The sequence below is a fragment of the Allobosea sp. FW305-C-101 genome (genome assembly GCF_058783685.1).
The window spans coordinates 384,369-397,624 of sequence record NZ_JBYSYT010000003.1 but is presented as its reverse complement, the minus strand read 5'-3'; the positions used below and the strand labels follow the sequence as shown (position 1 = coordinate 397,624).

10 protein-coding genes are annotated in these 13,256 nt (G+C 65.9%); 7 read left to right on the top strand and 3 right to left on the bottom strand.

All coding sequences use genetic code 11. The features are described 5' to 3' along the window. Nucleotides 1-134 precede the first annotated feature (134 nt). The 7 genes from rseP (at nucleotide 135) to lpxB (ending at nucleotide 8,745) form a co-directional block, all read left to right on the top strand. Nucleotides 135-1,283, top strand: a complete 1,149-nt coding sequence (gene rseP, locus AC3WMA_RS16595) for an RIP metalloprotease RseP (RefSeq protein WP_492286472.1) — start codon at nucleotides 135-137, stop codon at nucleotides 1,281-1,283. Nucleotides 1,284-1,499: 216 nt separating this feature from the next. After that, nucleotides 1,500-4,001, top strand: a complete 2,502-nt coding sequence (bamA, locus tag AC3WMA_RS16590) for an outer membrane protein assembly factor BamA (protein ID WP_492286471.1) — start codon at nucleotides 1,500-1,502, stop codon at nucleotides 3,999-4,001. A 132-nt stretch (nucleotides 4,002-4,133) separates the two neighbouring features. Next, nucleotides 4,134-5,195: a UDP-3-O-(3-hydroxymyristoyl)glucosamine N-acyltransferase gene (gene lpxD / locus AC3WMA_RS16585; protein WP_492286470.1), complete on the top strand. Its 1,062-nt coding sequence runs from the start codon at nucleotides 4,134-4,136 to the stop codon at nucleotides 5,193-5,195. 193 nt (nucleotides 5,196-5,388) lie between these two features. Beyond that, the gene (fabZ, locus tag AC3WMA_RS16580) at nucleotides 5,389-5,847 is read left to right on the top strand and encodes a 3-hydroxyacyl-ACP dehydratase FabZ (RefSeq protein WP_492286469.1); all 459 of its coding nucleotides are present in this window, start codon (nucleotides 5,389-5,391) and stop codon (nucleotides 5,845-5,847) included. A gap of 35 nt (nucleotides 5,848-5,882) precedes the next feature. Continuing rightward, nucleotides 5,883-6,692 carry an acyl-ACP--UDP-N-acetylglucosamine O-acyltransferase gene (gene lpxA / locus AC3WMA_RS16575; RefSeq protein ID WP_492286468.1) on the top strand — a complete coding sequence of 270 codons (810 nt, stop codon included), beginning with the start codon at nucleotides 5,883-5,885 and terminating at the stop codon, nucleotides 6,690-6,692. Then, nucleotides 6,689-7,558, top strand: coding sequence for an LpxI family protein (locus AC3WMA_RS16570; protein WP_492286467.1), 870 nt, complete (start codon nucleotides 6,689-6,691; stop codon nucleotides 7,556-7,558). Before lpxA ends, AC3WMA_RS16570 begins: the two co-directional genes overlap by 4 nt. After that, entirely contained in the window at nucleotides 7,558-8,745 is a 1,188-nt protein-coding gene (gene lpxB / locus AC3WMA_RS16565) for a lipid-A-disaccharide synthase (protein WP_492286466.1), read from the top strand. The genes AC3WMA_RS16570 and lpxB overlap by 1 nt, the downstream gene beginning before the upstream one ends. Before the next feature lie 6 nt (nucleotides 8,746-8,751). Here the strand turns inward: lpxB and AC3WMA_RS16560 are convergent, their stop codons facing one another. The 3 genes from AC3WMA_RS16560 to gltX form a co-directional block, all read right to left on the bottom strand. Beyond that, complete coding sequence (locus AC3WMA_RS16560) at nucleotides 8,752-9,741, bottom strand: Bug family tripartite tricarboxylate transporter substrate binding protein (RefSeq protein ID WP_492286465.1); 990 nt, start codon at nucleotides 9,739-9,741, stop codon at nucleotides 8,752-8,754. Nucleotides 9,742-9,880: 139 nt separating this feature from the next. Beyond that, complete coding sequence (gene gltA / locus AC3WMA_RS16555; protein ID WP_492286464.1) at nucleotides 9,881-11,170, bottom strand: citrate synthase; 1,290 nt, start codon at nucleotides 11,168-11,170, stop codon at nucleotides 9,881-9,883. 534 nt (nucleotides 11,171-11,704) lie between these two features. Next, on the bottom strand, nucleotides 11,705-13,126 hold the full coding sequence (gltX, locus tag AC3WMA_RS16550) for a glutamate--tRNA ligase (RefSeq protein ID WP_492286463.1): 1,422 nt from the start codon (nucleotides 13,124-13,126) through the stop codon (nucleotides 11,705-11,707). Nucleotides 13,127-13,256 lie beyond the last annotated feature (130 nt).

Here is a 13,256-nt window from a genome sequence, read left to right as displayed (position 1 = left end):
AGGCCGACATTGCATCGGACCGAAAAGTGGAATCCACTTTTCGGACAAATCCGATGCAGCACCAATCAGCTAGATCATCGTGATCGCGTCCGATAGGACGCGCGATGGTCTAGGACCCTTGGGGGAATAGTTTCATGGAATTCGCAGCGTCGCTCTGGAATGCCGGGCAATTCGTGCTCGGCTATCTGCTGCCGTTCCTGTTCGTTCTCACCATCGTCGTCTTCGTCCACGAGCTCGGGCATTTCCTGGTCGGCCGCTGGTGCGGGGTCGACGTCAAGACCTTCTCGATCGGCTTCGGCCGCGAACTCTTCGGCTTCAACGACCGGCATGGCACGCGCTGGCGCTTCGCGCTGATTCCACTCGGCGGCTACGTCAAGTTTTCCGGTGATGCCGACGCCGCCAGCGCCCCTGACGATGCTGCGGTCAACCGGATGTCGGCACAGGAGCGCGCGCGCTCCTTCCCGGCGCAGTCCCTCGGCGAGCGGGCGGCGATCGTTGCCGCCGGCCCGATCGCGAATTTCCTGCTGGCGATCCTGATCTTCGCCGGCTCGGCCTTCTTCTTCGGCAAGCAGGTGCTGATCCCGCGCGTCGATGCCGTCGTCGCGGGCAGCGCGGCAGAGAAGGCCGGCCTGAAGGCGGGCGATATCGTGATCGCCATCGACGGTCAGAGGGTCACCAGCTTCTCGGACATGCAGCGCATCGTCTCGACCCGGCCCGACGAGCGCCTCGAGGTCCAAGTCGAGCGTGACGGCGGGACGGTGACCCTGCCGGTGACGCCTGCGCTCACCGAGATGAAGACCCAGCTCGGCATCCAGCGCATCGGCGTGATCGGCGTGAAGGCCTCGCCGCGGCCGGAAGACTGGCAGACGCAACGATTCGGACTGCTCGAATCCACCAAGGCCGGCTTCGTCGAGACCTGGTTCGTCGTGACGCGGACCTATGACTACATCGCGAAGCTGGTGACGGGGCGCGAGTCCACCGACCAGCTCTCGGGCCCGATTCGGATCGCGCAGGTCTCGGGCATCGTCGCCTCGAATGGCGGGCTGCTCGGGCTGATCAATCTCGCCGCGATCCTCTCGGTCTCGATCGGCCTGATGAATCTGGTGCCGGTTCCCATGCTCGATGGCGGTCACCTGCTGTTCTATCTCTATGAGGCGCTCCGTGGTCGGCCTCTGAGCCCGCGCGCGCAGGAAATCGGTTTCCGGGTCGGCCTTGCGCTCGTGCTGATGTTGATGCTGTTCGTGACCTGGAACGACATCGTCCACGTTCGCGGGATGCTCTGAAACCGCCCGCGGCGCCGCACTTTGCGGCGGAAAAACGGCACGCTGCGTGGCCCTCCGGCAACGAGATTCCTAAAAACACTTTATTAACGATGATCGCGGTTTGCACCCTGCCGGAAACTTTGTAGAAGCGATTGAACCGCAATGTCCCCGTGCTGCCATCGGTTGATGGCGGTCCCCGTTTGGGGTGGTGACCAGAGAGATGGAATAGGCGACCCGATGACGTCGACCCAAAAGAGCCGGACGACCAAGACGCGGCTCTCTCGATCGATCGGACTTTCGGCTTTGATGCTGGCCGTGAGTGGTGGTGTGGCTTTCGCGCAGGGCGTGGTCGTCCACGGCAACCGGCGTGTGGATGCGGAAACGATCCGCTCCTACGCGGTCGGCCGGGAGAGCCCGCAGGAGATCCGCGAGAGCCTGCTGGCGACCGGTCTGTTCAGCAACGTGCAGGTCAACCGCCGTGGCTCGCAGATCGTCGTCTCGGTCCAGGAGCAGGGCGGCGCGGTCAATCGCGTCGCGTTCGAGGGTAACCGCAAGCTGAAGAGCGAGCAGCTCGCCCAGATCGTGCAGTCGCGCGCCGGCGGCCCGGTCAGCCAGGCGCTGATGGACTCCGATGCTGAGCGTCTGCGTGAAGCCTATAAGCGCGCAGGCTACGGCCTGTCCTCGGTCAGCGCCCGTGTCGCGCCGCTGCCGAACGGCCGCCAGGACGTCGTCTTCACCGTCAACGAGAGCAGCAAGACCGGCATCAAGTCGATCAACTTCAGCGGCAACGAGGCCTATTCGGCCGGGCGCCTGCGCGGGTTGATGACCTCGACGGAATCGAATTTCCTGAGCTGGATCAAGACCTCCGACGTCTATGATCCCGATCGTATCAATTCCGACATGGACCTCATCCGCCGATTCTACCTGAAGAACGGCTACGCCGATTTCCAGATCACCAATAGCGCGGCTCGCTTCGACGAGGCGGCTGGTGGCTGGGTCGTCGATATTCAGATCCAGGAAGGTCCGCGCTACCAGGTCGGCAATGTCTCGGTCGATTCCTCGCTGCGCGATGTCGATGCCGCTGCCCTGCAGCGTTACGTTGCGACCTCGACGGGTGATACCTACAACGCCGAAGCGGTCGAGAAGTCGCTGGTCGCGCTCACGACGGAAGTCGCGCGCCGCGGCCATGCCTTCGCCCAGGTTCGCCCGCGCGGTGATCGTGACGCTTCCGGCCGCCAGATCGGCATCACCTATGTCGTCGACGAAGGCCCGCGGGTCTATGTCGAGCGCATCAACGTGCGCGGCAACACCCGTACCCGCGACTATGTCGTGCGCCGCGAGCTCGACCTCGGCGAGGGCGATGCCTACAACAAGGTCATGGTCGATCGCGCCGAGCGGCGCCTGAACAACCTTGGCTTCTTCAACAAGGTCCGCATCACCAACGAGCCGGGCTCCGCTCCGGACCGCGTGGTCGTCAATATCGACGTCGAGGACAAGGCCACCGGCTCGTTCTCGATCGCCGGCGGTTACTCGACCTCGGACGGTGTCATCGGCGAAATCTCGCTGTCGGAGTCGAACTTCCTCGGCCGTGGCCAGTTCGTTCGCATCGCCGGCACGCTCGGCGAGAGAACGCAAGGCGTCGATTTCTCGTTCACCGAGCCCTATTTTCTGGGCTATCGCGTGGCTGCGGGTATCGACCTGTTCTCGAAGTTCAACGACAACTACAACACCGGCCGCTTTGAGAGCCGCGTGACGGGTGGTCAGGTGCGCTTCACCTTCCCGATCACGGAAGAATTCTCGATCACGCCGCGCTACTCGCTCTACACGACCGAGATCGACATCCCGAACGAGCCCAACCGGCCCTATAACGACTGTACCTTCCCGATCCCGGGCATCACGCCGACAGGCGCCACGGCGGCGACCCCGTTTAACTGCGTGACCAACGGCGAGGCGACGGTGGCGGTCAAGGAGGCCCAGGGCTCGACCCTGACCTCGCTCGTCGGCCTGAACTTCAACTACAACTCGCTCGACAGCGTCCAGAACCCGCGCAACGGCTTCACGGCTGAGCTGAAGCCGGAATTCGCCGGCCTCGGCGGCGACTCGAAGTTCATGCGTATCTCGGCCGATGCCCGCTACTACCGCGAGATTTTCGACGATGTCGTCGGCTTCCTGCGCGTCCAGGGCGGTCACGTCCAGGCGACCAGCGGCAATCTGCGCATGGTCGATCACTACTTCCTCGGACCGTCGCTGGTGCGTGGTTTCGCGCCCTCCGGCATCGGTCCGCGCGACGTGCTGAACGACCCGACGGCGAACGCGGTCGGCGGTACGACCTATTTCGGCGGCACCGTCGAGGTGCAGTTCCCGATCTTTGGCCTGCCGCGTGACCTCGGCCTGCGCGGCGCGGTCTTCGCCGATGCCGGCACGCTGTTCAACTATGACGGCGGCTCGAAGTCGGTGGCTTATGCCTGCCCGGCCGGCTCCGAGGCGCGCCAGTACAATGTCGTGACCGGCGGTGCGCAGTCGAGCATCGGCTGTATCCGCGACAAGAACATCCTGCGCTCGTCGGTGGGTGTCAGCTTGCTCTGGCAGTCGCCGCTTGGCCCGATCCGCTTCGACTACGCCTACGCCCTGACCAAGGACGAGGGCCAGATCGGCATCAATCCGCAGACCGGTCTCGTCGGCAAGTATGGCGGCGACCGTCTTCAGGCCTTCCGGTTCTCGGGCGGCACCCGCTTCTGATGTAAGCGGGGCGTAGCATCGGCCCGAAAAGTGGTTTCCACTTTTCGGGAGAGCCCGATGCGATAACAAGGACGATCGCCGTTTTCGTGTCCGCCAGGGCGCGTGGCGATCCTGCCCGCTTCGGACCGGATCATGGCAGAGCCAGTTTTCTTTCCCTTCGCGACCTCGCTGGACTTCGGCGAGGTCGCAAGCATTTCAGGCGGAGCCTTGCCGGACGGCGTCGAACCGACCCGCAAGCTCGATGGCGTCGCCGCTCTCGAGACGGCCGGCCCGGCCGATCTCGCCTATATGGACAATCCCAAATACACCGAGGCGCTGGCTGCGACCAAGGCGGGCCTGTGCCTGGTTTCGCCGCGCTTCGCTGATCGCGTGCCGGCCGGTACGGTGGCTCTGGTCTCGCCGGCGCCCTACCACGCCTTCGCGAAGGTGATGGCGCGCTGCTTCCCGAGCGCGCTGAAGCCTGAATCGGTTTTCGCCTCGCAGGGCGTCGCGCCTGGCGCGATCGTCCATGCCACCGCCGTTCTCGAAGCGGGCGTGACCGTTGATCCGGGCGCCGTGATCGGCCCGGGTGCCGAGATCGGAGCTGGCACCGTGATCGCGTCGCATGCGGTGATCGGTCCGCAGGTTCGGATCGGGCGCAATTGCTCGATCGGCGCGGGCAGCACGATCCAGGCCTCCCTGATCGGCAATCGCGTCATCGTCCACCCCGGTGCGCGGATCGGGCAGGACGGTTTCGGCTTCGCGATGAGCCCGAAGGGGCACATGAAGGTGCCGCAGATCGGCCGCGTCATCATCCAGGACGATGTCGAGATCGGCGCCAACAGCACCATCGACCGTGGTGCCAGCCGCGACACGGTGATCGGCGAGGGCACCAAGATCGATAACCTCGTCCAGATCGGCCATAACTGCGTCATCGGGCGCCATTGCGTGATCTGCGCGCAGACGGGGTTGGCGGGTTCCTCGACGCTTGAGGATTTCGTGGTTCTCGGCGGCCAGGTCGGCCTTGCAGGCCATCTCACCATCGGCGTCGGCGCTCAGATTGCGGCGCAGAGCGGTGTGGCCGGCGATGTTCCGCGCGGCGCACGCTATGGCGGCTATCCGGCCCAGCCCGCGCTCGGCTGGGCGCGCGAGACGGCGCTGCTCAAGACGCTGGTCGCCAATCGCGGCAAGAAGACCGGCGCAGCGCAGGGTTGATCCAGCGTTTTCAACGCTGGATAGGTTCTTTCTACCGCGAATGCCGAGAATTTTGTTGCCGAACCCGCTCCGTTTCCGGCAAAGCGGCGGAAGGCTTTGAAATCGTGGCGGGTTGCAGGGGCGTTGCCTGCTTCCGGCCGCTGACGTGAATGCAAGGCGCTGCCCGGCGAAGGCACGCGGGAGAAGACAGACCATGAGCGAGGCGACGACGGCACTGGGTGTGATCGACATCCAGAGGATCATGGCCAGCATTCCCCATCGTTACCCGTTTTTGCTGGTGGACCGGGTCGTCGAGATCGATGGCGATACGTCTGGCGTCGGCATCAAGAACGTGACGGTCAACGAGCCGCAGTTCACCGGCCATTTCCCTGAGCGGCCGGTGTTCCCGGGCGTCCTGATGATCGAGGCGATGGCCCAGACGGCCGGCGTGCTGGTCGTGAATGCCCGCGAGGTCGGGGCGCAGGAGGTCAAGTCCGTCCTCTTCACCACGATCGACAAGGCGAAGTTCCGCAAGCCCGTCACGCCGGGTGATCAGATCCGCTTCCACCTCACCAAGCTCGCCCGCAAGCGCAATATCTTCTTCTACCGTGGCGAGGCGCGCGTCGATGGCGTGCTCGTGGCCGAAGCCGAGATCTCGGCGATGGTCGTTTGAGCGTTGCGATGGTTCAGGATCAGGGCAGCGTCTCGATGAGCGTATCCATCCATCCCATGTCGCTGGTCGACCCGAAGGCCCAGCTCGGTGCGGGCGTGACGATCGGGCCGTTTTGCCAGGTCGGCCCCGATGTCGTGCTCGGCGAGGGTGTCGAGCTCGTCAGCCATGCTGTCGTCGCCGGCCGTACCACCATCGGTGCCCGTACGCGGATCTTCCCCTTCGCCTCGATCGGCCACCCGCCGCAGGACGTGAAGTATCGCGGCGAGCCCTCGACGCTGACGATCGGAGCCGATTGTCAGATCCGCGAGGGTGTCACGATGAATCCGGGCACCGAAGGCGGCGGCATGATCACCAGCGTGGGGGATCGCTGCTTTTTCCTCGCCAATTCGCATGTCGGCCACGATAGCCGCCTCGGCAACAACATCATCTTCTCGAACAACGTGATGTGCGCCGGTCATGTCACGATCGGGAACTACGTCATCGTCGGCGGCGGCGCGGGCTTGCAGCAGTTCATCCGTATCGGCGATCACGCCTTCATCGGCGGTGGAGCCGGTGTGCTGAGCGATGTCATTCCGTTCGGTACCATTCGTGACAACCCCGCCCATCTTGTCGGGTTGAATCTCATCGGCCTCAAGCGGCGCGGCTTCACGCGCGAGCAGATCCACGAGCTGCGCCGTGCCTATCGGTCGCTTTTCGCGGCCGAGGGAACCTTGACCGAGCGTGTCGAGGATGTCGCGGCCGAGTTCAGCGAGGATCCTCTGGTTCATGAGATCCTGAATTTCATCAGGGAAGGCGGCGACAAGGCGCTCTGCACGCCGCGGGACGCCACCGTCGCGGAGCGGTGAACTCCGGCCGTCCGGCCGACGCAGCCGCCCCGCGCGGGCCGCTCGTGATGATCGCGGGTGGTGGCGACTTCCCGCCACAGCTTGCCGGTATCCTCGAGGCTCGTGGCGAGCGCCCGTACATCGCGGCGCTCGCTGGCGCGGCTGATCCGGCAGCGTTCGGTGATTCCGCGGAGGTTAGAACCTATCGCCTCGGCCAGCTCGGCAGCCTGCTCGAAGAGCTGCGTCGTCGGGGCATCGCCGATGTCGTCATGCTGGGCGCTCTGCCGCGGCCAAGCTTCGGCTCGCTGCGCCCTGAAGTCTCGACGCTGAAATACCTGCCGCATTTCGCCAAGGCTTTTCAGGGCGGGGACGACCATCTGCTGCGCGGCGTGGTGCGCTTTTTTGAAATGCAGGGGTTTCGCGTCCACGGCCCGGCGGATATCGCGCCGGAGATGACCGCACCGCAGGGGGCGCTCGGCCGCAAGCAGGTCAATCCCGAACAGAGGGCCGAGCTCGAGCGCGGCTTCGCCTTGCTGGCGACGCTCTCGCCTTTCGATGTCGGACAGGCCGCGATCCTCGCCGATCATCGCGTCGTCGCGATCGAGGCCGCCGAAGGCACGGATGCGATGATCCGCCGGGTGGCCGATCTGGTGGCACGGGGGCGGCTCAAGATCGGGAAGGGCGACGGTTTCCTAGTCAAGGTCCCGAAGACCGGGCAGGATCTGCGCGTCGACATGCCGGCCATCGGGCCGGACACCTTGCGGAACATCGCCGAGGCCGGGCTTTCCGGTATCGGCGTCCGTGCCGGCGCGGTGCTGGTCGGTGACCGGGCGGCGCTGGGTCGGCAGGCGGACCAGCTCGGCCTCTTCGTCGAGGGCTTTGCCTGATGCGGCCCTTCCGGCTGGCGATCATCGCGGGTGAGGCTTCGGGCGATGCCCTGGCCTTGCGCTTCCTCGCTACTCTACGCGAGCGCATGGGCGATCGCACGATCGAGCTCTGCGGCGTGGGCGATCACGGCCTGCCGGAGGCCGGGCTCAAATCGCTCTTTCCGCAGGCCGATATCGCCGTGATGGGCTTCGGCCCGGTGATCGCGCGCCTGCCTTTGCTGCTGCGGCGGATGGAGGATGCGGCGCGTGGTATCGTCGCGTTCCAGCCCGACCTGCTGCTGACGATCGACAGCCCGGATTTCTGTCTGCGTGTCGCGAAGAAGGTGAGGGCGCGGGCGCCCTCCATCCCGATCGTGCACTGGGTCTGCCCCAGCGTCTGGGCCTGGCGCTCCGGCCGGGCGCGACGGATGGCACCGCATGTCGATCGCATCCTCGCGCTGCTGCCTTTCGAACCCGCTGCGCTCGCGCGCCTGCACGGCCCCGAGACCGTCTATGTCGGCCACCCGCTGATGGAACGTCTCGCCGAGATGCGCCCCGTTGCGGAGGAGCAGCGCCGACGCGGCAACGCCGGGCAGCCGGTCGTGCTCGTCCTGCCCGGCAGCCGGCGTTCCGAGATCCACCATCTGATGCCGGTTTTCGGCGAGGCGGTCGCGAAGGCCGCAGCAGCGGTGCCGGGCGCGCGTTTCGTGCTGCCGGCGGTGCAGCGGCTCCAGCCCATGATCGCGGAGGCGACTGCGCGTTGGCCGGTCGCACCTGAGATCGTGACGGGTGAGGCTGCCAAGCTCACGGCGTTCCGGGAGGCCCGCGCCGCGCTGGCGGCCTCGGGGACCGTGACGCTGGAACTTGCTCTCTCGCAGATTCCGACCGTCGCTGCCTATCGTGGTGCTGGTTGGGAGGCCTTCCTGGCGCGGCGCCTCGTCAAGCTGCCGAGCGTGATCCTGCCCAACCTCATTCTCGGCCGCAGCGTCGTCCCCGAATTCATCCAGGAAGAGGCGACCGCCGATGCGCTGAGCGGCCATCTGCTTGCCGCGATAGCGGAAGGCGAGAAGCGCCGCGAGCAGCTCGACGGTTTCGCCGAGGTCGAGACGATCATGCGTTCGGCCGGGCCGAGCCCGGCCGCCAATGCCGTGGAAGCGGCTCTTGAGCTGGTCGCCTCGCGGAGCGGCCGCGAGGCGACGCAAGCCTGAGCCGGCTTACTCGACGACGGCGCCCGAGGCCTTGGCGATCGGCGCCCATTTGGCGAGCTCGACCTTGACGTGCTCGCCGAGCTGCTCCGGCGTCGAGCCGACGATATCGGCGCTGACGTCGTTGAGCTTCTTCTTGACGTTCACGTCCTTCAGGGCCTGGTTGGCGGCCTGGTTGATCCTGTCGACGATCGGGCGGGGCATGTTGGCCGGGCCGAACAGCGCGTTCCAGGTATAGGTCTCGTAGCCGGCAAGGCCGCCCTCGGCGATCGTCGGCAAATCCGGGAAGGAGGCGACGCGTTCCTTCGTGGTGACGCCGATCGCGCGCAGCTGGCCGTTCCGGATGAAGCCGGCCGAGGAGGGCAGGTTGTCGAACATGATCGGCACCGCGCCGGCGACCACATCGTTCAGGGCAGGCCCCGCGCCGCGATAGGGCACATGGTTCATCTGCACGCCGCCGAGCGACTTGAACAATTCGCCCGAGAGATGCAGCGGCGTGCCGACGCCGGAGGAGGCATAGGAGTACTTGCCGGGATTGGCCTTCAGCACCTCGATCACCTCCTTGACCGTCTTGGCCGGGAAGTCCGGATGCACGACCATGACGTTCGGCACGATCGCGAGCAGGGAGATCGGGGTGAAGTCCTTCACCGCGTCGAAGGTCACCGTCTTCAGGATCGCCGGGTTCAGGGCATGGGTCGAGATGGTGCCGAGCAGCAGCGTGTAGCCGTCAGCTTGCGCACGGGCGACGGCGGTGGAGCCGATATTGCCGCCGGCGCCGGCCCGGTTCTCGATCACCACGCTCTGGCCGAGGATTTCGCCCATCTTCTGTCCGACGAGGCGGGCGACGATATCGGTCGAGCCGCCGGCGGCGAAGGGGACGATCAGCGTGATCGGCCGGGTAGGGAAAGCGGCCTGCGCCCGCGCCTGCGTGCTCGCGAAGCCGGCGGCGCCGGCTGCGATCAGGAAGGAGCGGCGGTCGAGGAAGCGGCTTTCGGTCATGAACGGATCTCCGTTGGATGATGCGATTTTAACCGGACGCGCCTGCGGATCACTCGCGCTGCATTGATCAATCATCTGAAACAATAAGGGCGCGGTGGAGACCACCGCGCCCTTGCAGGTATTCGCGCTTTTGCCGGGATCAGCGGCGGCCGATCGGGGTGTAGTCGCGCTGCGGCGAGCCGGTATAGAGCTGACGCGGGCGGCCGATCCGCTGGGACGGGTCCTCGATCATTTCCTTCCACTGCGCGATCCAGCCGACCGTGCGGGCGACGGCGAAGAGCACCGTGAACATCGAGGTCGGGAAGCCCATCGCCTTGAGCGTGATGCCCGAATAGAAGTCGATGTTCGGGTAGAGCTTCTTCTCGATGAAGTACTCGTCCGAGAGCGCGATGCGCTCCAGCTCGACCGCAACGTCGAGCAGCGGATCGTCCTTGATGCCGAGCTCGTTCAGCACCTCATGCGTGGTCTTCTGCATGATCTTGGCGCGCGGGTCGTAGTTCTTGTAAACCCGGTGGCCGAAGCCCATCAGGCGGAACGGATCGTTCTTGTCCTTCGCCTTGGCGATGTATTTCGGGATGTTCTCGACCGAGCCGATCTCCTCGAGCATCTTGAGCGCGGCCTCGTTGGCGCCGCCATGGGCGGGGCCCCAGAGGCAGGCGGTGCCGGCCGCGATGCAGGCGAAGGGATTGGCGCCCGAGGAACCGGCGAGGCGGACCGTCGAGGTCGAGGCGTTCTGCTCGTGGTCGGCATGCAGGATGAAGATGCGGTCGAGCGCGCGCGACAGGACGGGATTGACCTTGTACTCCTCGGCCGGCACCGCGAAGCACATGCGCAGGAAGTTCGAGGTGTAGTCCAGCGAGTTCAGCGGGTACACGAAGGGCTGACCGACCGAGTACTTGTAGGCCATCGCGGCCAGCGTCGGCACCTTCGCGATCATGCGCATCGAGGCGATCATGCGCTGGTGCGGGTCCGAGATGTCGGTCGAGTCGTGATAGAAGGCCGACATCGCGCCGATCGAGGCGACCATCACCGCCATCGGGTGCGCGTCGCGGCGGAAGCCCTGGAAGAAGCGGGCCATCTGCTCGTGCACCATGGTGTGGCGCGTGATGCGATAGTCGAAATCGGCCTTCTGGGCGGCCGTCGGCAGCTCCCCGTAGAGCAGCAGGTAGCAGGTCTCGAGGAAGTCGCCATGCTCGGCGAGCTGATCGATCGGGAAGCCGCGATAAAGCAGGATGCCCTTGTCGCCGTCGATATAGGTGATCTGCGACTCGCAGCTCGCCGTCGAGGTGAAGCCGGGATCGTAGGTGAACATGCCCGTTTGGGCGTAGAGCTTGGCGATGTCGATGACGGCGGGGCCGACCGACCCCTCCTTGATCGCCATGTCGACGGTCTTGTCGCCGACCTGGAGCTGGCTGTTACTTCCGCTCATCGATACCGATCCTTTCAAGGCTCGCTGCTGTTCAGCCCTGGTTTCGCCTCTCCGCGCTTTCGCGCCGGGCATCTCGCATCCGAAGGCCGCGATGTGACGGGCACATGTCGAAAGGAGACGGGAAGAGGCGGTCCATGTGACTGATTTACAAGCAATATTCGTGCCCGCCGCGCTGGCGCGCTGCAATGCACTTGCGCGTCACTAGACCATTTGCGCAGTGCATTCAACCGAGCCAAAAGGCGGTTGGAGCCGCGCTGCGCTCATATCTGCGCGAGCGGGTGGTTCACGCCCGACGAAGGCGCTTCCGGCCCTGCGATTTTCTTGGACTTGGGGTGATTGAAAGCGCCGTCGCGGCGAACCCGGCGGCCTCGCGCCACCGGCTTGTCATTCCGGGGCGCGCCAAAGGCGCGAACCCGGAACCCACGACTGGACGAGGCGCCTGATGCCGGGTTGCTGGCGTTCACCCAGTCGTGGATTCCGGGTTCTTCGCTACGCGAAGCCCCGGAATGACAAGGGGGTCTTGTTCGCGCCTGCTCAGGCGGCCTGATCGGCGAGCCGCGCCAGCGTCTCCTCGCGGCCGAGAACGGCCATGACGTCGAACAGGCCCGGCGACATCGCACGGCCGGTCAGCGCGGCGCGCAGCGGCTGCGCCGCCTGGCCGAGCTTCAACCCGCTTTCCTCGACATAGGCGCGAACCGCCGCTTCCAGCGGGGCCGGCGCCCAGTCATCGACGGCGGCGAGCTTTTCCGCGATCTTCGGCAGGCGCTGGCGGGCGGCTTCGTCGAGCAGGCCCTTGGCCTTGTCGTCGAGCTGGAGCGGGCGCTGGGCATAGAGATAGAAGGCGCTGTCGAGCAGTTCGATCAGCGTCTTGGCGCGCTCCTTGAGGCCGGGCATGGCGGCGAGGAACTTCGCTTCCAGCTCCGGCGAGAGCGTGGCGCCGAGCCCGCGCGCCGGCCCGATCTCCGGCAGGATGACCTTGAGCGCATCGAGCAGGTCCTGGTCGCTCGACTGGCGCATGTAGAGCCCGTTGAGGTTCTCCAGCTTGGCGTAGTCGAAGCGCGCCGGCGAGCGGCCGATCGAGGACAGCTTGAAAGCGTCGATCATCTCCTGCGTGGAGAAGACCTCCTGGTCGCCATGGCTCCAGCCCAGCCGCACCAGATAGTTGCGCAGCGCCGCCGGCAGGTAGCCCATCGAGCGATAGGCATCGATGCCGAGCGCGCCATGGCGCTTCGAGAGCTTGGCGCCGTCCGCGCCGTGGATCAGCGGGATATGCGACATGCTCGGCACGTCCCAGCCCAGCGCGTCGTAGATCTGCGTCTGGCGGGCAGCGTTGGTCAGGTGGTCGTCGCCGCGGATGATATGGGTCACGCCCATGTCGTGGTCGTCGACGACGACGGCGAGCATATAGGTCGGCGTGCCGTCCGAGCGCAGCAGCACGAGATCGTCGAGATTCTCGTTCTGCCAGACGACGCGGCCCTGGACCTCGTCATTGACCACGGTCTCGCCGGTCTGCGGCGCCTTGAGGCGGATGACCGGCTTCACGCCTTCCGGCGCGGTCGCCGGGTCGCGGTCGCGCCAGCGCCCGTCATAGCGCAGCGGCTTGCCCTCGGCGCGCGCCTTCTCGCGCATCTCCTCGAGCTCGGCTTGAGACGCGTAGCAGTGATAAGCCTTGCCGGCGGCTAGCATCTGCTCGGCGACCTCGCGGTGCCGGGCGGCGCGCTGGAACTGGTAGACGGTCTGGCCGTCCCAATCGAGGCCGAGCCATTCCAGCCCGTCGAGAATCGCGGCGATGGCGGCATCGGTCGAACGTTCCCGGTCGGTATCCTCGATGCGCAGCAGCATCTTGCCGCCTTGCCGGCGGGCATAGAGCCAGTTGAACAGCGCGGTCCGGGCTCCGCCGATATGGAGGAAACCGGTGGGCGAGGGCGCAAAGCGCGTGACGACGGCGTTGCTCATGGGAGGGAACTCCGGCCGGGCGGCGCAGGGCCGTACGGGGCAAGACAGGGAAAGGGGCCAAGTCGTGACATGACAACCGGCGCGCGCCCTGTAACATGGCTTGGCCGGAAAGGTTAAGCGGACAAATCGC

Bases quoted from the DNA above. Each gene is read 5' to 3' on its own strand.
- fabZ (WP_492286469.1), top strand. From the start codon at position 5,389: ATGAGCGAGGCGACGACGGCACTGGGTGTGATCGACATCCAGAGGATC.
- lpxA (WP_492286468.1), top strand. From the start codon at position 5,883: ATGAGCGTATCCATCCATCCCATGTCGCTGGTCGACCCGAAGGCCCAG.
- bamA (WP_492286471.1), top strand. From the start codon at position 1,500: ATGACGTCGACCCAAAAGAGCCGGACGACCAAGACGCGGCTCTCTCGA.
- gltX (WP_492286463.1), bottom strand. From the start codon at position 13,126: ATGAGCAACGCCGTCGTCACGCGCTTTGCGCCCTCGCCCACCGGTTTC.
- gltA (WP_492286464.1), bottom strand. From the start codon at position 11,170: ATGAGCGGAAGTAACAGCCAGCTCCAGGTCGGCGACAAGACCGTCGAC.
- AC3WMA_RS16560 (WP_492286465.1), bottom strand. From the start codon at position 9,741: ATGACCGAAAGCCGCTTCCTCGACCGCCGCTCCTTCCTGATCGCAGCC.
- lpxB (WP_492286466.1), top strand. From the start codon at position 7,558: ATGCGGCCCTTCCGGCTGGCGATCATCGCGGGTGAGGCTTCGGGCGAT.
- rseP (WP_492286472.1), top strand. From the start codon at position 135: ATGGAATTCGCAGCGTCGCTCTGGAATGCCGGGCAATTCGTGCTCGGC.
- lpxD (WP_492286470.1), top strand. From the start codon at position 4,134: ATGGCAGAGCCAGTTTTCTTTCCCTTCGCGACCTCGCTGGACTTCGGC.